At 64.4% G+C, this 24,267-nt stretch carries 22 protein-coding genes; 5 read left to right on the top strand and 17 right to left on the bottom strand.

The annotated features are described in order from the left end of the window. Nucleotides 1-14: 14 nt before the first annotated feature. The 8 genes from hflX to dusB all read right to left on the bottom strand — a co-directional run bounded on the left by hflX (nt 15) and on the right by dusB (nt 10,084). Nucleotides 15-1,403: a GTPase HflX gene (hflX, locus tag BUB39_RS13615; protein ID WP_425292914.1), complete on the bottom strand. Its 1,389-nt coding sequence runs from the start codon at nt 1,401-1,403 to the stop codon at nt 15-17. 28 nt (nt 1,404-1,431) lie between these two features. Further along, a complete protein-coding gene (gene hfq, locus BUB39_RS13610) occupies nt 1,432-1,671 on the bottom strand; it encodes an RNA chaperone Hfq (protein WP_073054314.1) in 240 nt (79 codons plus the stop codon). A gap of 162 nt (nt 1,672-1,833) precedes the next feature. Next, entirely contained in the window at nt 1,834-2,709 is an 876-nt protein-coding gene (locus tag BUB39_RS13605) for a D-amino-acid transaminase (RefSeq protein WP_073054312.1), read from the bottom strand. 36 nt (nt 2,710-2,745) lie between these two features. Continuing rightward, nucleotides 2,746-4,107 carry a nitrogen assimilation response regulator NtrX gene (ntrX, locus tag BUB39_RS13600; RefSeq protein ID WP_073054310.1) on the bottom strand — a complete coding sequence of 454 codons (1,362 nt, stop codon included), beginning with the start codon at nt 4,105-4,107 and terminating at the stop codon, nt 2,746-2,748. Between the two features lie 15 nt (nt 4,108-4,122). Beyond that, the gene (locus tag BUB39_RS13595; protein WP_244540250.1) at nt 4,123-6,381 is read right to left on the bottom strand and encodes a sensor histidine kinase NtrY-like; all 2,259 of its coding nucleotides are present in this window, start codon (nt 6,379-6,381) and stop codon (nt 4,123-4,125) included. A gap of 145 nt (nt 6,382-6,526) precedes the next feature. Next, entirely contained in the window at nt 6,527-7,969 is a 1,443-nt protein-coding gene (gene ntrC / locus BUB39_RS13590; protein ID WP_073054306.1) for a nitrogen regulation protein NR(I), read from the bottom strand. Nucleotide 7,970: 1 nt separating this feature from the next. Next, the gene (locus BUB39_RS13585) at nt 7,971-9,101 is read right to left on the bottom strand and encodes a two-component system sensor histidine kinase NtrB (RefSeq protein ID WP_073054304.1); all 1,131 of its coding nucleotides are present in this window, start codon (nt 9,099-9,101) and stop codon (nt 7,971-7,973) included. Further along, complete coding sequence (gene dusB / locus BUB39_RS13580; protein ID WP_073055481.1) at nt 9,098-10,084, bottom strand: tRNA dihydrouridine synthase DusB; 987 nt, start codon at nt 10,082-10,084, stop codon at nt 9,098-9,100. The genes BUB39_RS13585 and dusB overlap by 4 nt, the downstream gene beginning before the upstream one ends. A gap of 213 nt (nt 10,085-10,297) precedes the next feature. Between dusB and BUB39_RS13575 the strand changes: the two genes are divergently transcribed. Further along, on the top strand, nt 10,298-11,503 hold the full coding sequence (locus BUB39_RS13575) for a bifunctional 2-C-methyl-D-erythritol 4-phosphate cytidylyltransferase/2-C-methyl-D-erythritol 2,4-cyclodiphosphate synthase (protein WP_073054301.1): 1,206 nt from the start codon (nt 10,298-10,300) through the stop codon (nt 11,501-11,503). Beyond that, nucleotides 11,503-12,000, top strand: a complete 498-nt coding sequence (locus BUB39_RS13570) for a CinA family protein (RefSeq protein WP_073054299.1) — start codon at nt 11,503-11,505, stop codon at nt 11,998-12,000. The genes BUB39_RS13575 and BUB39_RS13570 overlap by 1 nt, the downstream gene beginning before the upstream one ends. 8 nt (nt 12,001-12,008) lie before the next feature. Here BUB39_RS13570 and BUB39_RS13565 read toward each other — a convergent pair whose 3' ends face one another. The 9 genes from BUB39_RS13565 to BUB39_RS13525 form a co-directional block, all read right to left on the bottom strand. Next, the gene (locus BUB39_RS13565) at nt 12,009-12,464 is read right to left on the bottom strand and encodes a type II toxin-antitoxin system RatA family toxin (RefSeq protein WP_073054297.1); all 456 of its coding nucleotides are present in this window, start codon (nt 12,462-12,464) and stop codon (nt 12,009-12,011) included. Between the two features lie 7 nt (nt 12,465-12,471). Next, nucleotides 12,472-13,449: a lipoyl synthase gene (gene lipA, locus BUB39_RS13560; RefSeq protein ID WP_073054294.1), complete on the bottom strand. Its 978-nt coding sequence runs from the start codon at nt 13,447-13,449 to the stop codon at nt 12,472-12,474. A gap of 14 nt (nt 13,450-13,463) precedes the next feature. Beyond that, a complete protein-coding gene (locus BUB39_RS13555; RefSeq protein WP_073054292.1) occupies nt 13,464-13,715 on the bottom strand; it encodes a GlsB/YeaQ/YmgE family stress response membrane protein in 252 nt (83 codons plus the stop codon). Nucleotides 13,716-13,860: 145 nt separating this feature from the next. After that, nucleotides 13,861-15,300, bottom strand: coding sequence for a dihydrolipoyl dehydrogenase (gene lpdA / locus BUB39_RS13550; protein ID WP_073054290.1), 1,440 nt, complete (start codon nt 15,298-15,300; stop codon nt 13,861-13,863). Between the two features lie 114 nt (nt 15,301-15,414). Next, nucleotides 15,415-15,651, bottom strand: a complete 237-nt coding sequence (locus tag BUB39_RS13545) for an HP1242/YdcH family protein (RefSeq protein ID WP_073054288.1) — start codon at nt 15,649-15,651, stop codon at nt 15,415-15,417. 91 nt (nt 15,652-15,742) lie between these two features. Continuing rightward, nucleotides 15,743-17,077: a pyruvate dehydrogenase complex dihydrolipoamide acetyltransferase gene (locus BUB39_RS13540; protein ID WP_073054286.1), complete on the bottom strand. Its 1,335-nt coding sequence runs from the start codon at nt 17,075-17,077 to the stop codon at nt 15,743-15,745. A gap of 12 nt (nt 17,078-17,089) precedes the next feature. Then, complete coding sequence (locus BUB39_RS13535; RefSeq protein WP_073054284.1) at nt 17,090-18,496, bottom strand: pyruvate dehydrogenase complex E1 component subunit beta; 1,407 nt, start codon at nt 18,494-18,496, stop codon at nt 17,090-17,092. A gap of 14 nt (nt 18,497-18,510) precedes the next feature. Next, nucleotides 18,511-19,593: a pyruvate dehydrogenase (acetyl-transferring) E1 component subunit alpha gene (gene pdhA / locus BUB39_RS13530; RefSeq protein ID WP_073054282.1), complete on the bottom strand. Its 1,083-nt coding sequence runs from the start codon at nt 19,591-19,593 to the stop codon at nt 18,511-18,513. A gap of 169 nt (nt 19,594-19,762) precedes the next feature. Next, entirely contained in the window at nt 19,763-20,101 is a 339-nt protein-coding gene (locus BUB39_RS13525; protein WP_244540249.1) for an FtsB family cell division protein, read from the bottom strand. A gap of 198 nt (nt 20,102-20,299) precedes the next feature. Between BUB39_RS13525 and BUB39_RS13520 the strand changes: the two genes are divergently transcribed. The 3 genes from BUB39_RS13520 to BUB39_RS13510 all read left to right on the top strand — a co-directional run. Next, a complete protein-coding gene (locus BUB39_RS13520; protein WP_073054280.1) occupies nt 20,300-22,123 on the top strand; it encodes a DEAD/DEAH box helicase in 1,824 nt (607 codons plus the stop codon). Nucleotides 22,124-22,498: 375 nt separating this feature from the next. Next, on the top strand, nt 22,499-23,845 hold the full coding sequence (locus tag BUB39_RS13515; RefSeq protein WP_073054278.1) for a UDP-glucose dehydrogenase family protein: 1,347 nt from the start codon (nt 22,499-22,501) through the stop codon (nt 23,843-23,845). A 286-nt stretch (nt 23,846-24,131) separates the two neighbouring features. Then, a partial coding sequence (locus BUB39_RS13510; RefSeq protein WP_139251473.1) for a GDP-mannose 4,6-dehydratase occupies nt 24,132-24,267 on the top strand: 136 nt, incomplete at its 3' end.

The following is a 24,267-nucleotide window of genomic DNA, read 5'->3' as shown; positions in this document are numbered from 1 at the left end:
CCCGCCAAATCCGCTCAATGCGTCTGGCGCGCCTTGGGAAACTCGGTGTGGAACGCCGTCTCGTGTTTCTCGGAAACCCTGAGAACGGCGTGCGTGGTGCCGTCCTCGTCGTCCTCGCGTGACATCACCTCGCCGAGTTCATAGAGGCGATGCAGCTTGGCGAGATCGGCGCCGGCCAAATCGACGGTGAAGGCCGCGCGGCCCTTGTTGAGCCGGTCTTCAACCAGTTGCACAAGCGCCGGCAACCCCTCGCCCGTCAGCGCCGAAATTGGCACCACGGCGGGACGGCCAGGCTCTGCCTTCAGTTGCTCGCTCGGCCGCGCATCCTCCGGCAACAGGTCGATCTTGTTCCAGACCTCGATGATGCGCTCGGACTTGCCGATCTCGATGCCAAGCTGTCCGAGCACGGTCTCGACGTCTTTCGCCTGCGCGTCGCTGTCCTCATGGGCAATATCGCGAACATGCAGGATGAGGCTCGCCTCGATCACCTCTTCCAACGTCGCGCGGAATGCGGCGACGAGATGGGTCGGTAGGTCGGAAATGAAGCCCACCGTGTCGGACAGGATGACTTCGGTGCCATGCGGCAGCTTGAGCCGCCTCAGCGTCGGATCCAGCGTCGCGAACAACAGGTTCTCGGCGAAGATGCCGGCATTTGTCAGCGTGTTGAACAGCGTCGACTTGCCGGCGTTGGTGTAGCCGACCAGCGCCACGATCGGGTGCGGCACCTTGCGGCGGTTCTCGCGCTGCAGGCGGCGGGTTCGCACCACGGTTTCGAGCTCATGCTCGATGCGCGCGATCCGCTCCTGCAAGGCGCGGCGGTCAGCCTCGATCTGCGTCTCACCCGGGCCGCCGAGGAAGCCGAAGCCGCCACGCTGGCGTTCAAGGTGCGTCCAGCTTCGAACGAGGCGGCTCTTCTGGTAGTTAAGATGCGCCAGTTCGACCTGCAGGCGACCTTCACGGGTCTGCGCACGCTCGCCGAAGATTTCGAGGATCAGGCCGGTCCGGTCGATGACCTTGGCATTCCAGGCCGTTTCGAGATTGCGCTGCTGCACGGGCGTCAGGGCATGGTCGACGAAGACCAGGCCCGCGCCTTCCGCCTTAACCAGAGCCGCGATTTCCTCGACCTTGCCGGAGCCGAACAAGGTCGCCGGTCGCGGCATCGAGAGGGGAACGGCAATCTGGCCGACGACATCAAGCGAGATCGCCCGCGCCAGTCCAACCGCCTCGTCGACGCGCGCCTCGGCGCTGCGGGCAAGGTTCGGCACTTCGCCAGCGGCTCGTCGTGAACGGGCCGAACGAATGGGCACCAGCACCACCGTGCGGTCGGGTTCTCGCTCGGGTGATTCGTCTTTGACGCCGGCAATCTCGTCGGCATCGTCAGGAAATTCGATCTCGTCGGTCAATGATCTCGCTCGTGGGCCCTTGGCCCGCTCAGGCTTCGTCGCCCGGCTCGAAGAGTTGCACAGGTGCACCCGGCATGATGGTCGAGATCGCATGCTTATAGACAAGCTGCGAGTGGCCATCCCTGCGCAGAAGCACGCAGAAATTATCGAACCAGGTAACTATACCCTGCAGTTTAACGCCGTTGACGAGGAAAATCGTCAGGGGCGTCTTGCTCTTTCGGACATGGTTCAGGAACGTATCCTGAAGGTTTTGTGCGCGGTCCGCCATTCTTTTGTCTCACGCCTCGATGTTGTTGGGGACTTCGGTCCCGGTTGGGGACAGTGTCCCGTGGCCATAGCCAGTTGGCCGCTAACCAGTCTGCCCGCTTAGGGCCCGCCCGTCACGCCCCAAATGTGGCGTCCGCACAATCATACCGCAACGCCGCATTGCTCAGCCCCTGGACCAGGCCGCGGCCTCCTCGGCGAATTCATGGAAATGCTCGCGGAGCGACGTCGCGATCGAACCGGGCGTGCCATTGCCGATTGCCTGATCATCGATGCGCACGACGGGCATGACCACGGTCGTCGCCGCGGTAATGAAGGCCTCGCGCGCGGCCTTGGCTTCGTCGAGACTGAATGCTCGCTCCTCGATGCGCAGGCCCGACCGTGCGGCAAGCTCGAACACGACGGTTCGTGTGATGCCCTTGAGGATTCCGACCGTTGCCGGCCGCGTCACCAGTGCGCCGTCGGCTGTCACGATCCACGCATTGGTGGAAGATCCCTCGGTGACATTGCCGTCCTTGTCGACGAACCAGGCCTCATAGGCGCCAGCCTCCTTGGCCTTCTGCTTGGCGAGGACGTTGGGCAGAAGAGAGACCGTCTTGATGTCAACGCGTTCCCAGCGGTTGTCTGGGACACTGATGACGGCGACGCCGGCTTCGGCACGCTTGTCGCCTGACGCCCGCGCCACGGACTTCGCCGTGACCACGACAGCCGGCAGCGTATCTGCCGACGGGAACAGATGATTGCGGGGCGAGACACCACGCGAAACCTGCAGATAGACCATGCCGTCGCGGACGAGATTGCGCCGGACTGTCTCGCGGAGCACGGCGCCGAGCGCGGCACGGCTCATCGGCATCGCGATGCGAAGCTCGCCGAGCGAGCGTTCGAGCCGATCCATATGCAGCCGCTCGTCGATCAGCCGGCCGCCGCGCACTTCGCAGACCTCATAGACGCCATCGGCGAACTGGTAGCCGCGGTCCTCGATATGGATGGCCGCATCGGCGTGGCGGGCATAGCGGCCGTTGACATAGGCAAAACGCGACATGGAAATAATCCGGACGACAGGGATGATGGCGGCGGATCAGCCGACGCCGAGCGATTTCAGCTTACGATGAAGCGCCGAGCGTTCCATCCCGACAAATTCGGCCGTGCGGGAGATATTGCCGCCGAAGCGGTTGACCTGGGCCGTCAGATATTCGCGCTCGAAGATTTCCCGCGCATCGCGAAGCGGCAGCGACATCAGATGCTCGCCGCCGCGGTTCGGCGTCGTCGGCAGCATCTCTCCGACTTCCGGCGGCAGCATGTCAGCGGTGATCATCTGGGTTTCGTCGCCGCGAGCGAGAATCAACAGCCGCTCGATATTGTTGCGCAGCTGCCGGATGTTGCCCGGCCAGTCATGCGCCTGCAGCACCGCAAGCGCGTCCTCGCCAACCTTTCGCACCGGCAGGCCGGTCGTGTGCGAGATCAGGTCGATGAAGTGCTGCACCAGTGCCGGCACGTCGTCGCGCCGCTCGGCGAGCGCCGGGACGCGCAGCGGCACGACGGAGAGGCGATGGAACAGATCCTCGCGGAAGCTGCCCTCCTGGATCTCCCGCTCCAGGTCGCGCGCGGTCGACGAGATGATGCGCACATCGACATTGACCCGTGTCGTGCCACCGACGCGCAGAAAATTCTGGTCGATCAGGACGCGCAAGATCTTGCCCTGCGTTTCCCGGGGCATGTCGGCGACTTCATCGAGATAGAGCGTGCCGCCGTGCGCCTCTTCCAGCGCCCCGATCTGGCGCGGGCCGTTGGCATTCTCGGTGCCGAACAGCTCGTGTTCCATCCGGTCAGGCGTGATCGTCGCTGCGTTCACGACGACGAACGGCCCGGAGGCGCGATGGGAGAGATCATGGATCGTCCGCGCGACGGTTTCCTTGCCGGCTCCCGAGGGTCCGGAGATCATGATGCGGCTGTTGGTGGGAGCGACGCGATCGATCGTCTGGCGCAGATGGTTCATCGCGATCGAGGTACCGATCAGCATATTGACCGATCCGGCACGCTCGCGGAGTTCCCGCACCTCGCGCCGCAGCTTCGAGGCCTCCAGCGCGCGCTCGGCGATCAGCAGAAGGCGGTCGGCCTTGAACGGCTTCTCGATATAGTCATAGGCGCCGCGCTTGATGGCCGACACGGCGGTTTCGATATTGCCGTGGCCGGAGATCATCACGACCGGAAGATCGGGATGCTGCGCCTTGATCATGTCGAGCAGCGTCAAGCCGTCGATCCGGCTGCCGGTGAGCCAGATATCGAGGAAAATGAGGTTCGGCCGCCGCATGGCGATCTCGGCCAAGGCTTTGTCGGTGTCGCCGGCCGTTCGCGTGCCGTGCCCCTCGTCGTCGAGGATGCCCGAAACGAGACCGCGGATATCGGCTTCGTCGTCAATGATGAGAATGTCGGAAGGCATGGGTTTCCGTCTTCGTCAGGCTTCGGGTGAAACGGGGGCCGGCAAGGCGGACGCCGCAGGTGCAGGCGTCGGGGAGCCGAGGTGAGAGCGAGGCAGCGTGATGCGGATCATCGCGCCGCGCCCGCCATGCTCGACCTCCGGCGAATCGAGCAGTTCAAGGCGGCCGTGATGTTCCTCGATGACCTTGCCGACGATCGCGAGGCCGAGGCCGGTGCCCTTCTCGCGCGTCGTCATATAGGGCTCGAGGAGGCGGTGGCGATTTTCGACCGGCAGCCCGATACCGGTATCGATCACCTCGACCACGTTCATATCGCCCTCGACCCGGCCGCGAACGGTGATCTTGGGGGCGACATTCTCCTCGGGCGGAACCGCGGAAATCGCCTCGGTCGCGTTCTTCACGATATTGGTCAGCGCCTGCGACATCAGGCGCGGGTCGAAGCGACCCATCATCGGCTGATCCGGCAGATCCACCTCGAAGGCGATGTCGGGATGCGCCACCTCCATCAGGAACACCGCTTCGCGCGCCGCTTCGCCAATATTCCGCTCCTCGAAGGTCGGCTTCGGCATGCGCGCGAATGACGAGAACTCATCGACCATGCGGCCGATATCGCCGACCTGCCGGATGATCGTATCCGTGCACTGGTCGAAGACGTCGCGGCCCTGCCCTTCGTCGATCAGCTTGCCGAAGCGGCGCTTCAGCCGTTCGGCCGAAAGCTGGATCGGCGTCAGCGGATTCTTGATTTCATGCGCGATACGACGCGCAATATCGGCCCAGGCGGAACTACGCTGCGCCGCGACGAGGTCGGTGATGTCGTCGAGCGTGATGACATAGCCGCGCTGCTCCGGCCCCGCCTCCTCGGTCGTCACCCGCACATTGATCGTGCGATCACGACCCTCGCGCATCAGCGAAATCTGGTCGCGATGCTCAAGGCGGAAATGATCTCCGAACGCGGCCTCGACAGCATTCATCAGCTCCGGCGCGACCTCCACGATCGGACGCCCGACGATCGAGCCGGCATTGGCGCCGAGAAAGCGCATCGCGCCGCGATTGGCGATCGTGACGATGCCGCGCGCGTCGGTGCCGATGACGCCGGCGCTGACACCAGCCAGCACCGCCTCGGAAAACCGCCGTCGCGAGTCGATCTGCTCGCTGGCCGCCACCAGTTCGGAGCGCTGGCTGCGCAACTCGGCCGTCATGGTGTTGAAGGTCGCGCCCAGCGCGCCGAGGTCACCGTCCGACGATTTGAACGGCACGGTGACGTCGAGATTGCCCTGACCGATCTCATCGGCCGCGTCGATCAGCGTTCTGATCGGCGCGACGAGCCGGTTGGCGAAGCCGATGCCGAGCCAGATCGCCGAAAGCAGCAGCACGAGCGCGAGACCGAGATAAAGCACGGCGAAGGCGATCTGCACGCCGAGGCGCGTCGCCGCGAGATTTTTGTATTCGTCGACGCTGGCGCTCGTCTGCGCGATGTAGCGGATGACCTTTGGGTCGATATCGCGAGCGATATAGAGGAAGACGTCCTTGTAGTTCTCGAGCTTGACCACGGCGCCGACGGCGTTGGTTGCGCCGGGCGAAATAAGCACGGGCTCCGCTCCGCTCTGCTTGGCGCGGTTGACAGCATCAAGTGGTGGTGGCGGGAAATTGCTCGAAAACTGGAACTCGGCCTGCGCGATCATCGAGCCGTCAGGCTTGACGAGGTAGACGCCTGGAATGCCGCGCAGCGCCGCGATCGAGTTCATGAAATTCTGGAACTGGTCGGGATCCCGGGCGAGCAACGTCTGCGCCCGCTCGAAATCGCCCTTGAGGCCGAGAATATCGACCTTCAAGGTCCGGGCATGCTCCTCGGCATAGGCCTGTGCGATCGACAACGAGGTGTCGACAATCGCGCGGGTCCGCTCCGAGAACCAGTGATCGAGCCCGCGATTGAGCGTGATGCTGGCGATGATCGCCATCAGGATGGCGGGAACGACCGCGACGATGCTGAACAGCGCGACGATGCGGATATGCAGGCGCGCCGCCGCCCTGCCCCGTCGACGGGCGCGGATCAGCATCGCCACCTCGACCGCGGTTTCGGCGACCAGCAGGAAGGTCAGGAAGCCATTGATAGCGAGCGCCCAGAACACGACCGAATCGGTCGGCTGGATCGGCGTCAGCCCCATCAGCACGAAGAAGGTCGTGCAAGCGCTGGTGAGCGCCAGAACGACGGTCACGTAGCCGGCGCCGCGCATCGTCACGCGCCGGCGGCTTGGCCGTTCGACACGCGACGTCATCGGCATTTCTGCGGTGGCGCTCACGAAAGCGACCGCGCTGCAAAGGATCTGGGGCTCAGGATGATGTGTCCGATTCGTGACATACACCGGACACTGAGACCGAATTGCAACAGCATTGTGGCGAAGCGGCAACAGCCGCCGCACGCTATCGCGACGAGCGGATCACCTGGACATCGAGATCGCGGATCTTCTTTCTCAGCGTGTTGCGATTGACGCCAAGCAGCTCGGCCGCCTTGATCTGGTTGCCGCGCGTCGCGGCCAGCGCCGTCGAAATCAGCGGATACTCGACCTCGCGCAGGATGCGGTGATAGAGGCCGGGCGGGGGAAGATTGTCACCGAAACCCTGGAAATAGGCCGAAAGGTGACGCTCCATCGATCCCGAGAGCGTATCGTCCATCGCCGTTTCCGGCGCCTGCAGGTTTATTACAGGCTGGTCGAGCTCGGCCTCGATGATGTTCTCGGTGATCGTATCCTGCGGATAGAGCGCGGCGAGACGGCGGATCAGGTTTTCCAGCTCGCGCACATTGCCCGGCCAGCGATAGCGCTTCAGTCGCTCAACTGCCGCCGGCTCGATCTGCTTGTGCGGCAGGCCTTCTTTTTCGACGAGCGTGAAGAAATGGCGCACCAGATCGGGAATGTCCTCCGAGCGCTCGCGGAGTCCGGGCAGGCGGATCGGCACCACGTTCAGGCGGAAAAACAGGTCCTCGCGGAAAAGGCCCTGATTGATGAGGATGCGGAGATCCTTATTGGTCGCGGCGATGATGCGGACATCGGTCTTGATCGGGGTACGCCCGCCGACCGTCGTATATTCGCCCTGCTGCAAGACGCGCAGTAGCCGGGTCTGCGCCTCCATCGGCATGTCGCCGATTTCGTCGAGGAACAGCGTGCCGCCCTCCGCCTGTTCGAAGCGGCCGGCGGAGCGTGCCTGCGCGCCCGTAAAGGCGCCCTTCTCATGTCCGAACAGCTCGCTCTCGATCAGATCGCGGGGAATGGCGGCCATGTTGATCGCGACGAAAGGCCCGGTGCGGCGCTTGCCGTAATCATGCAGCGCCCGCGCGACCAGCTCCTTGCCGGTGCCGGATTCGCCCGAGATCATCACCGTGAGATCGGTCTGCATCAGACGCGCCAGCACGCGGTAGATGTCCTGCATCGCCGGCGAGCGGCCGACCAGCGGGATGTTCTCGCTGCCCTCGTCGACGCGCTGGTCCTGCCGGCGCTGCTTCGGCTCCGACAGCGCTCGGCCGACGATCGAGATCAGTTCCTTGAGATCGAACGGCTTCGGCAGATACTCGTAGGCGCCCTTCTCCGAGGCGCGGATCGCCGTCATGAAGGTGTTCTGCGCGCTCATGACGATGACCGGCAGCTCCGGCCTAGCGCGCTTGATGCGCGGCAGCAGATCGAAGGCGTTCTCGTCCGGCATGATGACGTCGGTAATGACAAGGTCACCCTCGCCCTGGCTGACCCAACGCCACAGCGTCGCAGCATTCGAGGTCAGGCGGACTTCATAGCCGGCGCGCGAGAGCGCCTGGTTGAGGACTGTGCGGATCGCCGCATCGTCATCGGCTACGAGAATGTTGCCGATCGGCATCTCAGTCATCCTTGTCTGGCGGCATGGCGCCGGGGAAGGCCGGCATCAGCACGCGGAAAATGGTCCGGTTCTGTTGCGATTCGCATTCGATCACGCCGCCATGGTCGCCGATGATCTTGGCGACCAGCGCAAGGCCGAGGCCCGTGCCGTTTGTCTTGGTGGTCACGAACGGATCGAACAGATGCGGCAGGATCTCGGCCGGCACGCCGCCGCCATTGTCGCGAACCGCGAATTCAAGCGGCAGCGTCACGCGGTTGGCAGAACCTGGAACCGAAAGGCGAATGCCCGGCCGGAAGGCCGTCGTCAGCATGATCTCGCCATCGGCGTCGTCGCCAATCGCCTCGGCGGCGTTCTTGACGAGGTTCAGGAACACCTGGATGAGCTGGTCGCGATTGGCATAGACCGGCGGTAGCGAGGGATCATATTCCTCGACGATGCGGATGTGACGGGCAAAACCGGACTGCGCCAGCCGCTTCACATGTTCGAGCACGACATGAATGTTGACCGGATCGCGCTCGATCGGACGCTCGTCGGAGAAGACCTCCATGCGGTCGACCAGCTTGACGATACGGTCGGCCTCGTCGGTGATGAGCCGCGTCAGCGCCCTGTCATTGTCGTCGACCGAGGTTTCGAGCAGCTGGGCAGCGCCGCGAATTCCCGAAAGCGGGTTCTTGATCTCGTGCGCCAGCATGGCGGCAAGCCCCGTGACCGAGCGTGCCGCCCCGCGATGCGTCAGCTGGCGGTCGATCTTCTCCGCCATGGTCCGCTCCTGCAGCATCACCACGACATGCTGCGGCTGCTCCAGGATCGGCGAGGCATAGATGTCGACGATCCGCTCGCTGCCATTGCGCGGCGTGCCGACATCGACCCGGTATTCGTTCACCGCTGCGCCGCGCATGCGCACCTGATCGATCAGCGCGAGAAGCGGGCTGCCGAACGGCACAAAATTGGTCATCGGCTGCCGGCGCAGCATTGCCACCGACACCTGGAAGAAGTCCTGTGCCGCGCCGTTGGCCTCGGTGACATGACCTTCAGGATCGATGAGCAGGACCGGGTGCGGCAGCGCGTCGAGCAGCAGGGCGGCGGCATTGTCCACCTGCTTGCGAACCCGTGTATCTGGAGGCGGGGTCATGCGGCTCTCCGCTCCGGGACGCTCGATAGATGCGAGCGCAGCAGCGCGATGACACGCGCGGGATGGTTTTCCGTCATGATTGCCTGGCGGATCGCGGGATCGACCGCGCCGGGATCCAGCGCCTCCATGGTCCAGCCAAGATGCTTGCGGGCGTTACGGACCCCCATGATCGGGCCGTAGACCATCAGCATTTCCTCATATTGCGCGACGAGAAGATCAACGAGCGCCTCGCCCGCCGGCGCCACTGGCATCACGCCGTCGCGGCAATAGGCGGCGATCGCCCCCGGCAGCCACGGCTGGCCATAGGCGCCGCGACCGATCATGATGCCGTCCGCGCCGGAGAGGCGAAGCGCCGTCTCGGCCTCTGTGATCGTCCGAATGTCGCCATTGGCGATGAGCGGGATCGAGACAGCCTGCTTGACCGCAGCAATCGCCGCCCAATCCGCCTCGCCCTTGTAGAACTGGCAGCGCGTGCGTCCGTGGACCGTGACCATGGCGATGCCCGCGGCCTCGGCACGACGCGCGAGCTCGGGCGCGTTGATGGTTCGCTCGTCCCACCCGAGCCGCATCTTCAGCGTCACCGGAACCGGGCTTGCCGCCACCGTCGCTTCGATCAGCGTCAGCGCGTGATCAAGATCGCGCATCAGCGCCGATCCGGAATAGCCCGTCGTCACGCGCTTCGCCGGACAGCCCATATTGATGTCGATGATATCCGCGCCGGCTTCTGCCGCTGCGCGGGCGCCTTCCGCCATCCAGTGCGGCTCGCGGCCGGCGAGCTGGACGACATGGAGCGCGTTGCCCGTCGCCTCGGCGCGCAGAACCGATTCGGGATTGCCGCCGGCAAGCTCCTCGCTCGCCACCATCTCGGAGACCACAAGCCCGGCGCCTTGCGCCGCGACAACGCGCCGGAACGGTCGATCGGAGACGCCGGACATCGGCGCAAGCAGGACGCGATTGGCGATGGTGACATCGCCGATCGCCATCGGATCGGCCAACCGCCGCAAAGAGGTAGAGATTTCAATCAATTGACTACCGAATAGGCACTGTGCCCTCTGCCCACATATTAGTCAGGGATTGAGCGGCGGCAAGAGACTTGTTGCACGGCAGGAGGAAATCTCCGATCCATGCCGCAAAGCCTCCAAGAAAGGGCCCCGGCGATCTGATTTCGCCCGACGGCCAAGTCCGGAACATGTGCCATGTCGCCTGCCGCCAACCAACCGCTGATTGTCGCGCTGATCGTCGCGGCCGGGCGCGGGGTGCGGGCTGGCGGCGGCCTCCCCAAGCAGTATCGCTCGATCGGTGGCGAGGCCATTCTCGCCCGCACGGTCCGCCTCTTTCTCGATCATCCTGATATCAGCGCGGTTGCCGTCGTCATCCATCCCAATGACGCCGCGCTCTACGGGGCGGCCGTCCGTGACGCACCGGGGCTCCTGCCGGCCGTCGCTGGCGGCGCAACGCGTCAGGCCTCGGTCCGTCTCGGCCTGGAGGCGCTGGCACCGCTCGCGCCCGACGCCGTACTCATCCACGATGCCGTCCGCCCGTTTGCCTCGCCCGCGCTCATCTCGCGCGTAATCGACGCGCTCGAGGCGCATGACGCCGTCCTTGCCGCCTCGCCGGTTACAGACACGCTGAAACGGGCCGATGAGAGCGGTTTTGTCGGCGATACGGTGCCGCGCGAAAACCTCTTCGCCGCTGAGACACCGCAAGGCTTCCGGTTCACGACCATTCTCGATGCCCATCGCCGCGCTTCCGAGGCCCGAATTGAAGCGACGGACGACGCGGCGCTGGCCGAATGGGCGGGACTTCCGGTGAAGCTCGTTACAGGCGCGCGCACCAACATAAAGCTGACCAGCCCGGAGGATATCGAGATGGCCGATGCGCGGCTGGCGGCCGAGACCCTGATGCTGCATGGCGAGACGCGCGTCGGCACGGGTTATGACGTGCACCCCTTCACGGAGGGCGACGGCGTCTGGCTTGGCGGCATCAAGATCCCGCATCATCAGACCCTCGCCGGCCACTCCGACGCCGATGTCGCGCTACATGCGCTGACCGACGCATTGCTGGGCGCGCTCGCCGACGGCGATATCGGCTCGCATTTTCCGCCCTCCGACCCGCAATGGCGCGGCGCCTCGTCCGATCGGTTCCTCGCCTATGCGGTTGATCGCGTCCGGCAGCGCAGGGGCACGGTCGTGCATCTCGATCTCGCCATCGTCGCGGAGGCCCCAAAAATCGGGCCGCATCGCGACGCCATGCGCGTACGGATTGCCGAGATCGCCGGCATTTCCGTAGACCGGGTCGGCGTCAAGGCGACGACCAACGAGAAGCTTGGCTTTGTCGGCCGCGGCGAGGGCATCGCGGCCATTGGCACGGCAACCATCCGCCTGCCCTTCGAGGCCTCGTGATGACCGACCTCTCCCCGCTCCTGCCGGCCGCCAGCACCCTGATCCGTCTTTGCGCCGACAAGGGTCTCACGATCGCAACGGCCGAATCCTGTACGGGCGGACTGATTGCAGGCGCGCTCACCGAGGTCGCCGGCTCATCGGCTGTCGTCGATCGCGGCTTCGTCACTTATTCGAATGCCGCAAAGACGGCGATGATTGCTGTGCCCGCCGCCCTGATCGATCGTGTCGGCGCGGTCAGCCGCGAAGTGGCGCTGGCGATGGTCGTCGGCGCCTTGGCGAAGTCCGACGCAGACCTTGCGGTCGCAGTGACGGGAATTGCGGGCCCCGGCGGCGGTTCACCAGAAAAACCCGTCGGCCTCGTCCATTTCGCCGCGATGCGCCGCGGCGGCCAGGCGGTTCACGAGGCGCATGTCTTCGAAGACCGCGACCGCTCCGGCGTTCGCTTCGCAACGGTGGAACGCGCGCTGGCGATGCTCATGGCATTGGTGGGGAGCTGACGCGCTGGTCAGACGGTCTTCCCGTAGACCGCATCGGCTCGCTTTTCGAAGGCGTCGGCGAACTTGCGGAAGGCCTTGTCGAAGACCGTTCCCATCAGCATCGACAGCGTCCGCGAGCGGAATTCGTAGTCGATCGAGAAGCGGATCTTACAGTGGCCATCGTCGATGGGCGTGAAGGTCCAGATATTCTCGAGATGCTTGAACGGGCCGTCGAGATAATCGGCCCGGATCGTCCGGGCGGCCTCGTCGAGCACGACCTTGGTGGTGAAGGTCTCGCGAACGATCTTGTAGGCGACGGTCATGTCGGCGATCAGCACGTCGCGCGTCCCGGACGATTGCCGGCCGCGCACCGTCAGCTTTTCGCAGAGCGGGACGAACTCGGGATATTTGTCGACATCCGCGACGAGCGCGAACATCGCCTCGGCCGAATGCGCGACGGTCCGCTCGGTGTCGAAATGGGGCATCCGATCCTCAGCCGCGCGGCAGCGCCTGCCGCGCCGCGCGCAGGCGGGCAAAATCCTCGCCGGCGTGATGCGACGAGCGGGTCAGCGGGCTGGATGACACCATCAGGAAGCCCTTGGCATAGCCAATCGTCTCGAACGACTTGAACTCGTCCGGCGTGACGAAGCGGATCACCGGATGATGCTTGCGGCTTGGTTGCAGATATTGCCCGACCGTAAGGAAATCCACATCCGCAACGCGAAGATCATCCATGAGCTGCAGGATCTCGTTCCGCTCCTCGCCGAGCCCAACCATGATGCCGGACTTGGTGAACATGCCGGGATCGAGTTCCTTCACCCGCTGCAGCAGGCGCAGCGAATGAAAGTAGCGGGCGCCGGGACGCACCTTCAGATATTTCGACGGCACGGTTTCGAGATTGTGGTTGAAGACGTCGGGCTTTGCCGCGACGACTATTTCGAGCGCACCCGGCTTGCGAAGGAAATCGGGCGTCAGAATCTCGATCGTCGTGCCGGGCGCCGCGGCGCGGATCGCCAGGATGACCTCGGCGAAATGCTGTGCGCCGCCATCGTCGAGATCGTCGCGATCGACCGACGTGATCACGACATGCTCGAGGCCGAGCTTCGCCACCGCTTCGGCGACCTTTTGCGGCTCGGCGCGATCAAGTGCCTCCGGCATGCCGGTGCGCACATTGCAGAAGGCGCAGGCCCTCGTGCAGGTGTCGCCCATGATCATGAAGGTCGCGTGCTTCTTCGACCAGCACTCGCCGATGTTCGGGCAGCCGGCTTCCTCACACACGGTGACGAGGCCGTTCTTCTTCACGATGTCCTGCGTCTCGCGATAGACCGGCGAGCCAGGCGCCTTGACGCGGATCCAGTCCGGCTTGCGCAACAGCGGCGTCTCCGGCCGGTTCACCTTTTCAGGGTGACGCGGACGGCGGTCCTTGGCCTCGGAGAGCTTGGCGTTGACCGTATCGAGAACGACGACCATGAGGTCTCCGGAATTCAGCGGCCGCGGAAGAGGCCGAGCAGGAAGAGAAGCACGATCGCGCCGACCGTCGAGACGACAAGGCTCGAAATGAAGCCCGGCTGCGGATCGAGATTGAACGTCGAAACGAGGATCGCGCCAATCCACGAGCCGATGAGGCCGACGATCAGGTTGATGATTAGCCCGTGACTGCGACCGAGCGTACGCGAGGCGATCCAGCCGGCAAGGATGCCAATAATGATCGTCGCGAAGATGCCAACACCCGTCATATCCGACCTCTCTCCTCCCACTACGCCCCCAATATGGAGGCTTTGCACCGCCTGCGCCAGATCGCCTCACGCATGGCGATCATGCGCGAGGCGGTGGTCGACGGACCTTCATTCCGGCAGTCGGACGACCGATCGCCGTCGTCGATCAGATATGGATCGCCCTGCCATAGGCGGCCATGACGCTTTCGTGCATCGTCTCGGAGAGAGTCGGATGCGGGAAGACGGAATGGATCAGGTCCTCTTCCGTCGTCTCGAGATTCATGGCGATGACGAAGCCCTGGATCAGTTCGGTCACTTCCGCGCCGACCATGTGGGCGCCGAGCAACTGGCCGGTCTTCTTGTCGAAGATCGTCTTGACGAGGCCCTCGGGCTCGCCGAGCGCGATAGCCTTGCCGTTGCCGATGAACGGGAACTTGCCGACGCGGATGTCATAGCCCGCCTCGCGCGCCTTCTTCTCAGTGAGGCCGACCGAGGCGACCTGCGGATTGCAGTAGGTGCAGCCCGGGATCTTGGCTTTGTCCATCGGATGCGGATGCTGGCCGGCGATGCCTTCGACGCAGATCACGCCCTCATGCTCGGCCTTGTGCGCGAGCATCGGCGGACCCGCCACGTCGCCGATCGCGAAGATGCCCGGCACATTGGTCCGGCCAAGGCCATCGGTGACGACGCAGCCGCGATCCGTCTTTACGCCGAGCTTTTCGAGGCCGAGGCCTTCAATGTTGCCGACGACGCCAACTGCTGAGATCATCTTGTCGGCGGTAATCTCTTCGCTCTTGCCGTCGCCGAGATCCACCGTCGCGGTGATCGACGACGCGCCCTTGACGACCTTGGTCACCTTGGCACCGGTCAGGATGCGGAAGCCCTGCTTTTCCAGGCGCTTGCGGGCATGTGCTGCGATCTCCTCATCTTCGACTGGGAGGATCTGCGGCAGCACCTCAACGACCGTGACTTCCGAACCAAGCGTCCGGTAGAACGAAGCAAATTCGATCCCGATCGCGCCGGAGCCCATGACGAGCAGCTTTTTCGGCAGCGTCTCGGGCACCATCGCCTCGAAATAGGTCAGGATCAGCTTGCCGTCGGGCTCGATGCCGGGCAAGGCGCGCGGCCGGGCGCCGGTCGCAACGATGATCGATTTCCCCTCGTAGTCGCCCGCGCCGAGCGCGCCCTTGGGCGGCGTGTTGGGCTTGCCATAGGCCTCGGCCGGAGCCGGCTTGACGGTCACCTTGCCGGGCGCGGCAATCTCAGCGACGCCCCAGATCACATCGACCTTGTTCTTCTTCAAAAGGCCGGTAACGCCCTGGTTGAGCTGGCTGGCAACGCCGCGCGAGCGTTTGGTAATCGCGGCGACATCGGCGCCGACCTTGTCGGCCGAAAGGCCGTAGTCGCCGGCATGCTCCATGTAATGGAACACCTCGGCAGAGCGCAGCAGCGCCTTGGTCGGAATGCAGCCCCAGTTCAAACAGATTCCGCCGAGATGCTTGCTCTCGACGACCGCCGTCTTCAGCCCGAGCTGCGCAGCCCGGATCGCGGCGACATAGCCGCCAGGACCGGAACCGATGATGATCACGTCGTAGCTGTTGGCCATCGGCCCATCCCCTTCGCCGCTTCCACCGGACCATCTGCGAGGGCCGGCGTCATGGTTGTGGTCCGGACCGCCTGAGGCGGCAGGCGGGCGGGCCTGAAGGTCCGCCCTGCCCGCTCACGCCCTGAGCCGTCCGGCAATCTCATCCTTCAACTGCATCCTGCGCTTGCGCAGGTCCGTCATGTGGGCGTCGTCGGTCGGCTCCACATCGGTCTCGGCCCGGTGCACGGCGCGATTGACGTCGTGATAGGCCTCGACCAGCTTCGCGAAATGCGCGTCCTCGGCCTTCAGCCGGGCAATCTTGTCCTGGTCGTCAGGGAAATCCTCGGCAAGCTCGTGCGGCGTATGGGCCATGGCGTCTCTCCTTGGGTGTTCAGACGCGCTCTCACTTGCCGATCGGGCGGCCGGCGTCCTTGATCGGGATCAAGGCAGCCGGCCGGGCCGGTCAGACCAGCATTCCCATCGGCTTCTCGATATAGCCGCGGAAGGCCTGCATCAATTCCGCGCCAAGCGCGCCGTCGACGACGCGGTGATCGGTCGAGAGCGTCACCGACATCACCGTCGCGATCTTGATCTCGCCACCCTTAACCACCGGCTTCGGGATGCCGGCACCGACGGCCAGGATCGTCGCATGCGGCGGGCTGATGATCGCGGCGAAGTCCTTGACACCGAACATGCCGAGATTGGAGACCGCAGTCGTGCCGCCCTGATATTCCTCGGGCTTCAGCTTGCGATCGCGCGCACGCTTGGCGAGGTCCTTCATCTCGTTCGAGATCGCGGACAGCGTCTTCTGGTCGGCATTGCGGACGATAGGCGTAATCAACCCGCCGGGGATCGAAACGGCGACGCCGACATCGACCACCTTGTGCAGGATCATGTTGTCGCCGGTCCAGGACGCGTTGGCGGCAGGAACCTTTTTGAGCGACAAGGCCATCGCCTTGATGATCATGTCGTTGACGGAGATCTTGTAGGCTGGATTGCCGTCCTTGTCCTTCGGCGCGGCACCGTTGATCTGCTCGCGCAGCGCCAACAGCGCATCGAGATCGGTGTCGATCGTCAGGTAAAAATGCGGGACGGTCTGCTTCGATTCCGAAAGGCGCCGCGCGATCGTCTTGCGCATGTTGTCATGCGGAACGAGATCGTAGGAGCCCTCAGCGAAGAGCTTCAGCACCTGCGCATCGGACGCGCCAGCCGGGACCGGAGCAGGGGCAGGCGCGGCGGCCGCTTGCGGTGCCGAAGTCGGGGCTGCCTTCGCCGGCGCGCCAGACTTGGCCGCCTCGACATCGGCCTGGATCACGCGGCCATGCGGGCCAGTGCCGGCGATCTTCGCGATGTCGAGCCCGGCCTCCTTCGCGATGCGGCGGGCGAGCGGCGAGGCGAAGACGCGGTCGCCGGCAGCGGCCGGCGCCGCTGCTGCCGCTGGCGCGGCGGGAGCCGGTGTTGCAGCTGGAACGGCGGCCGGCGTCGGCGCGGCCTCAGGCTTGGCCTCGGCCTTCGCTTCGGGCGCCGGAGCACGCCCGATGGCCGACGAATCCTCGCCATCAGCGAGCAGGACCGCGATCAGCGCGTTGACCTTCACGCCCTGCGTGCCCTCGGCAACCACGATCTTGCCGACCGTGCCCTCGTCGATGGATTCAACTTCCATCGTCGCCTTGTCGGTCTCGATCTCGGCGATCACGTCACCGGACTTGACCTTATCGCCTTCCTTCACGTTCCACTTGGAGAGGTTGCCCTCCTCCATGGTCGGCGAAAGCGCAGGCATCAGGATATTGATCGGCATGGCCGCTTCCCCCTAGCGATACGTGACGGCTTTGACCGCCGCGATCACTTCGCCGACATTCGGCAGCGCGAGCTTCTCGAGATTGGCGGCGTAGGGCATCGGGACGTCCTTGCCCGTGACCTTGAGCACCGGCGCATCGAGATAGTCGAACGCCTTCTCCATGAGCTGCGAGGCGATTTCCGAGCCGACCGAATTCTGCGGCCAACCTTCCTCGACAGTGACGCAGCGGCCGGTCTTCTTGACCGAGGCGATCACCGTGTCGATGTCGAGCGGACGCAGCGTGCGCAGATCGATGACCTCGGCGTCGATCCCCTCGGCTGCGAGTTGCTCGGCGGCCTTGATCGCATAGCTCATCCCAATGCCGAACGAGACGATCGTGACATCCTTGCCGGCCTTGTGGATACGCGCCTTGCCGATCGGCAGCACGAAATCATCGAGCTTCGGCACCTCGAAGGAATGGCCGTAGACCATTTCGTTCTCGAGGAACACGACCGGGTTCGGATCGCGGATCGCCGCTTTCAAGAGGCCCTTGGCGTCGGCGGCCGTATAGGGCACGACGACCTTCAGACCCGGGATCTGGCTGTACCAGGCCGAATAGTCCTGGCTGTGCTGCGCGCCGACGCGCGAGGCGGCGCCGTTCGGGCCGCGGAACACGATCGAGGCGCCAAGCTGGCCGCCCGACATGTAGAGCGTCTTTGCGGCCGAGTTGATGATCTGGTCGATCGCCTGCATGGCAAAATTGAACGTCATGAACTCGACGATCGGCTTCAACCCGGCGAGCGCAGCGCCCGTGGCAAGGCCCGCAAAGCCATGCTCGGTGATCGGCGTATCGATCACGCGATCGGCACCGAACTCCTGCAGCAGGCCCTGCGTGATCTTGTAGGCACCCTGATATTCCGCGACTTCCTCGCCGATGACGAAGACGTCTGCGTCGCGGCGCATCTCTTCCGCCATCGCGTCGCGAAGCGCCTCTCGCACCGTCATGGTGACGAATTCGGTGCCGGCGGGAATGTCGGGATCGTTGGCAATCTCTGTCTTGATTGCAGCCGGAGCTGCGGGTGCTGCGCCGGCACTGGCGGCTGGGGCAGAGCCCGCCTCTCCGCTGCCATTCTTTGCAGCCTCGGGCACGCCATGTTCGTCCTTGGCCGGGGCCGCCGAAGCGGCAGAGGCGTCCTCGCCATCGGCCAGCAAAACGGCGATCGGCGTATTGACCTTGACGTTCTGCGAGCCCTCGGGGATCAGCAGCTTGCCGATCTTGCCGTCGTCGATGGCCTCGACTTCCATCGTGGCCTTGTCGGTCTCGATTTCGGCGATGACGTCGCCGGACTTGACGCTGTCACCTTCCTTCTTGAGCCATTTGGAGAGCGTGCCCTCCTCCATGGTCGGCGACAGCGCCGGCATCAGAATTTCGATCGGCATGACTGTCCCTCGCCCTACTTGAGAATATCGGTCCAGAGCTCGGAAGCATCCGGCTCGGGACTGTTCTGGGCGAAATCCGCCGCTTCATTGACGATATCGCGCACCTCGGCATCGACCTTCTTGAGATCGTCCTCGCTCGCCCAGCCCTTGTCGATCAGGCGCAGGCGCACCTGCTCGATCGGATCGTGCTCGGTGCGCATCTTCTGCACTTCGTCCTTAGACCGGTACTTGGCCGGATCGGACATCGAGTGGCCGCGATAGCGATAGGTCTGCATCTCGAGGATGTAGGGACCCTTGCCCGCGCGGCACCATTCCACAGCCCGCTCGCCGGCGGCGCGCACAGCGCGCACATCCATGCCATCGACCTGCTCGCCGGGGATGTTGAAGGAAAGCCCGCGCTTCGAGAAATCGGTCTGCGCCGAAGAGCGGCTGACCGAGGTGCCCATCGCGTAGCGATTGTTCTCGATGATATAGATGACCGGCAACTTCCACAGCTCGGCCATGTTGAAACTCTCGTAAACCTGGCCCTGGTTGGCGGCGCCGTCGCCGAAATAGGTCAGCGAGACGCGGTCGTTCTTGCGATAGCGATTGGCAAAGGCAAGGCCAGTTCCGAGCGAGACCTGCGCACCGACGATGCCGTGACCGCCGAAGAACTGCTTCTCGATGGAAAACATGTGCATCGAGCCGCCCTTGCCGCGCGAATAGCCGTCGCGCCGTCCGGTCAGCTCGGCCATCACGCCCTTGGCGTCCATGCCGGTCGCCAGCATGTGGCCATGATCACGGTAACCCGTGATCACCTGGTCTTCGCCGGTGCGGATGGCCATCTGCATGCCCACCACGACCGCCTCCTGGCCGATATAAAGATGGCAGAACCCATGGATGAGGCCCATGCCGTACATCTGGCCGGCCTTCTCCTCGAATCGGCGGATCAGCAGCATCTCGCGATAGGCGGCGAGTTCCTCGTCGCGCGAGAATTCGGCGATCGACGGCTTGGCGCCAGCCGTGCGCGCGCTTGCAGCTTTAGCTGCCCTCGCCGCCGGCTTGCGTCCGTCGGTCGTCGCAGCCTTGCTGCTGACCTGCGATTTGGCTACGGCCATACCTTACGTCTCCGGAGCGTTTCCCAAACTTAATGGGCCAGACGTTATCCGAAGGCCGCACGCAATCCAAGATGCATGGCAAGCATCGGAGCCATGCGCCAACTACATGACTTCGTTGCCTAAATGTCGTATGAACTGATTTTCGGTTAATCGTCTCGCAGCGCAGAATTCACTGTGCCTTGGCCTGCCGCGCCGCAGCAAGATCAATCACGAGCTCGTCCGACTTAAGCACATTGAGATTACGCCGCGCCCGCTCGTCGATCATGTCGGGATCGAGACTTTCCGGGCGAAGGAGCTTGGCCCGCTCCTGCAAGGCGAGCCGCTCGGCCTTGAGGCTCGCGAGTTCCGCCTCGAGTCCGATCGCCTCGCGGCGCATGCGGTCGCGAGACCAGATGCCATAGTCGCCATTGAACGAGTGATAGCCGAAATAGGCCATCACCGCGATTGCCCCCAGGGGCAGCAGCAGCTTGCTATAGTGGGAATTGCGGCGCTGGCGCGTGGTCATCATGGGGTGTCGATGCGATGCAACATGGTAAGTGGATCATGGACGAAGACGATTAACGCGGCGTTTCCGAACCGGCGGGCCACTCACGACGATGGACTGCGCTGCCGCATCGCACTATGACGAACCCACCGGACGCCGTCCGGGCTCGGGCGCAGGGGCGTCCGGCACCGGTTGCTCGATCCGAAAGCCTTCATATCCGCCATGACTTCTGAAGCCGCATCTGCCGTCACCGCTCCGATTATCCGCCATCCCGCCCTCGCCGCGGCGCTCGCCGAGCGGGGCTATACGAGCCTGACCGCTGTCCAATCGGCCGTTGTCGGCACGGAAGTCGGCGAGAGCGACCTGCTCGTCTCGGCCCAGACCGGGTCCGGCAAGACGGTGGCCTATGGTCTGACCATGGCGACGACCATTCTCGGCGAAGCCACGCGATTCGACCGGGCTGAGCTGCCGCTCGCCCTCATCATCGCACCGACCCGCGAGCTGGCCCAGCAGGTGCAGGCGGAACTGGCCTGGCTCTACGCTGCGACTGGCGCGCGTATCGCCACCTGCGTCGGCGGCATGGACATCCGGCGCGAACAGCGCGCTCTGGCCGATGGCGCCCATATCGTCGTCGGGACGCCTGGCCGCCTGCGCGACCATCTGGAGCGCGGCCGCCTCGATATTTCGGCACTGAAGGTCGTGGTGCTGGACGAGGCCGATGAGATGCTCGATCTCGGCTTTCGCGAAGATCTCGAACTGATCCTCGACGCCGCGCCGAAGGAGCGACGCACGCTGCTGTTCTCCGCGACGCTGCCGCGCGAAATCGTCCGTCTCGCACGCCAATATCAGCGCGATGCCATGCGGATCGATACGATCGTGCAGAACCAGCCGCATGGAGATATCGAATATCGCGCGCTTCGCGTGGCGCCGAACGAGATCGAAATGGCTGTGGTCAACACGCTCCGCTATTTCGACGTCGGCGCGACGCTCGTCTTCTGCTCGACGCGCGAGGCGGTCCGCCATCTCCATGCCGCCCTTGTCGAGCGCGGCTTTGCCGCCGTGGCGCTCTCAGGCGAACTGAGCCAGGGCGAGCGCATGCAGGCGCTACAAGCACTTCGCGATGGCCGCGCCCGCGTCTGTGTCGCCACCGACGTCGCCGCACGTGGCCTCGACCTGCCGGATCTCGGCCTCGTTATTCATGCGGATCTGCCGACCGGCCCGGCGGTAATGCTGCATCGCAGCGGCCGCACCGGCCGCGCCGGTCGCAAGGGTATCAGCGCCCTGCTCGTTCCCTACACGGCGCGCAGCAAGGCGATCCGCCTCATCAAGGGTGCCGGCGTCGATGCCTATTGGACATCCGCCCCTTCAGCTGACGAAATCCGCGCCAAGGACCGCGAGCGTCTGATCGAGAGTTTCGTTTCGACGGAGGCGCCGACGGCCGACGAACTGCCGATCGTGCAGACCCTGATCGAGCGCATCGGCGCCGAGGCCGTGGCCGCGGCTCTGATCCGTCTGCATCGCACACGCCTTCCCGAGCCCGAGGAGCTCTTCGATCCCGGTCCGTCGTCGGACGAACGCCCGGCCCGCGCTGGTCGCAACGATGCCCGCGAGCGACCGCAGCGTCGCGAGCGCGAAGACGGTAAGGGCGGCGAGCGCCCCTTCCGTGATTCCCCGCGCGACGACGCGGGAAGCGTCTCGGAACGCCCGTTCAGCAATTCCGACAAGCCCATGGTCTGGTTCCGCCTTTCGGTCGGCAAGACCAAGAACGCCGATCCGAAATGGCTGCTGCCGCTGATCTGCCGGCGCGGCCACGTTACAAAGAACGAGATCGGCGCGATCAAGATTTTTGAGCGCGACAGCAAATTCGAGATCACCGCCGAGGCGGCGGAACGATTTGCTATCGCGATTCGTCGTGGCGGCGAGGAAGAGATCCGTATCGAGCCGGCTGAGGCGCCGGCCGCGGCGCGGCCGGCCCCGAAGTCGAACCGCTCGCGTCCGGGTGGTGCCGGCAAGCCCCATTGGGCCAACAAGAAGCAGCGCTCATAAGCCCGGATTGAGTCTCATCGCGCTCATTGCGGCGTCTGGGCCGATCAGGCCGGCGGGAGGCTCGCAACCTATGCCCGAAGGGCGTCACATTCTCCAACCGACCGCTTTCGGCCGCAGCGACATACCGCGCTCGGCTTGTCGGCATGGCGCCTTTCCGACCGCTCTACCCGCGTGTTCGTCCATTTGGCATGGGAAAAATGGGCGCAGCGGCAAAAATTGTGCAGCGCGATAGAGTGTTATGCATTGCACTATCATCCAGCTTTGCATTGCACTATCATCCGGCGTCATTGTAGATATTGAGCCGCAGACGTCGGTCAGAAACGGCAATCTGCAACTTGAATTTAGGCCTCCCATGAACAGCAGCGTGGTGCGCCCGTGAAAATTGCGATGATTGGTTCTGGCTATGTTGGCCTCGTCTCGGGAGCCTGCTTTGCCGATTTCGGCCACAGCGTGGTCTGCATCGACAAGGATGTGAAAAAGATCGCGGCACTCGAGCAGGGTCAGATCCCGATCTACGAGCCGGGACTCGACGAACTTGTTGCAGAGAACGTGAAAGCGGGTCGGCTGTCGTTCACGACCGAGTTTGCCGGTCCGGTCGGCGACGCCGATGTTGTGTTCATCGCAGTCGGGACGCCGTCGCGGCGCGGCGATGGCCATGCCGACCTTTCCTATGTATATGCGGTGGCACGCGAGATCGCCGCTGCGGTCACGGGCTTCACTGTCGTCGTCACAAAGTCGACCGTCCCGGTGGGGACGGGCGATGAAGTGGAGCGAATCATCCGCGAGACCAACCCTGCGGCCGATGTCGCGGTGGTTTCAAACCCGGAATTCCTGCGCGAAGGCGCGGCGATCGCCGACTTCAAGAAGCCGGACCGAATCGTCGTGGGCCTCGAGGACGAACGGGCGCGCGAGCCGATGGTAGAGGTCTACAGGCCGCTGTATCTCAATTACTCGCCGATCGTCTTCACCTCTCGCCGCTCGTCCGAGCTGATCAAATATGCGGCGAATGCCTTCCTCGCGATGAAGATCACTTTCATCAACGAGGTCGCCGATCTTTGCGAGCAGGTCGGGGCGGATGTGCAGGCGGTGTCGCGCGGGATAGGTCTCGACAACCGCATTGGCTCGAAATTCCTTCATGCCGGTCCCGGCTATGGCGGTTCCTGCTTCCCGAAGGACACGCTGGCGCTGGTCAAGACGGCGCAGGATCACGGCAGTCCGATCCGGCTGATCGAGACGACCGTAGCGATCAACGACCAGCGCAAGCGCGCAATGGCCCGCAAGGTGATCCAGGCCTGCGGCGGCGACGTGCGCGGCAAGCTGATTGCTGTGCTGGGGCTGACCTTCAAGCCGCGGACGGACGACATGCGCGAGGCGCCGTCGCTGGCAATCATCCAAGCCCTGCAGGATGCCGGGGCGCGGATCGTGGCGCATGACCCGGTCGGCATGGAAGCGGCGAAGCCCCTTCTCGACGAACGCGTCACGTATGCCGCGAGCCCCTATGACGCGGCGGCCGGCGCGAATGCGCTGGTGTTGGTGACCGAATGGGACCAGTTCCGGGCGCTCGATCTCGGCCGGCTGAAGTCGGCGATGGAGACGCCGGTTCTTGTCGACCTTCGCAACGTCTACAGTCGCGAAGACGCGGCGCGCCATGGTTTCAGCTACACGTCGGTCGGCCGTGGCGTCGACGATACCGGCGACGTCCTCGAGGCCGCGGCGGAATAGTATTTTGCGTCGTTGTGGCGGCGCCGTCGGGTGATTGATGCTCTATCCGGCGGGGGCTGTTCCGGGGCGGCGCGCTGGAACCATGCGTTGCTGGTGCCGGCCTTCGGCACGGCATATGTAGGCTTCGACAGGGTGATTATCGCCGGCAGGGGCGGTGAATGTGCGGCTGCACATTTATGTTGCACTGCCACATAAAACCTTCATAACTTGGTGAAAGCGTATGGGCGTGCGGGCTCATCGGCACATCGAGTGACGGCTCAACTTTTACGGGGCGGCGACAGAGTTCATGGTTTCACATACGGGCAAGACGGCGCTGATCACCGGCGCGACGGGTCAGGACGGGGCGTATCTCTCGGAGCTTCTGCTCGAGAAGGGCTATGTCGTGCACGGCGTCAAGCGGCGGTCGTCGTCGTTCAACACGG

The organism is Kaistia soli DSM 19436, from assembly GCF_900129325.1.
Classification (GTDB): domain Bacteria; phylum Pseudomonadota; class Alphaproteobacteria; order Rhizobiales; family Kaistiaceae; genus Kaistia; species Kaistia soli.
The sequence above is the reverse complement of the archived record's forward strand: the minus strand, read 5'-3'. Positions and strand labels throughout refer to the sequence as shown.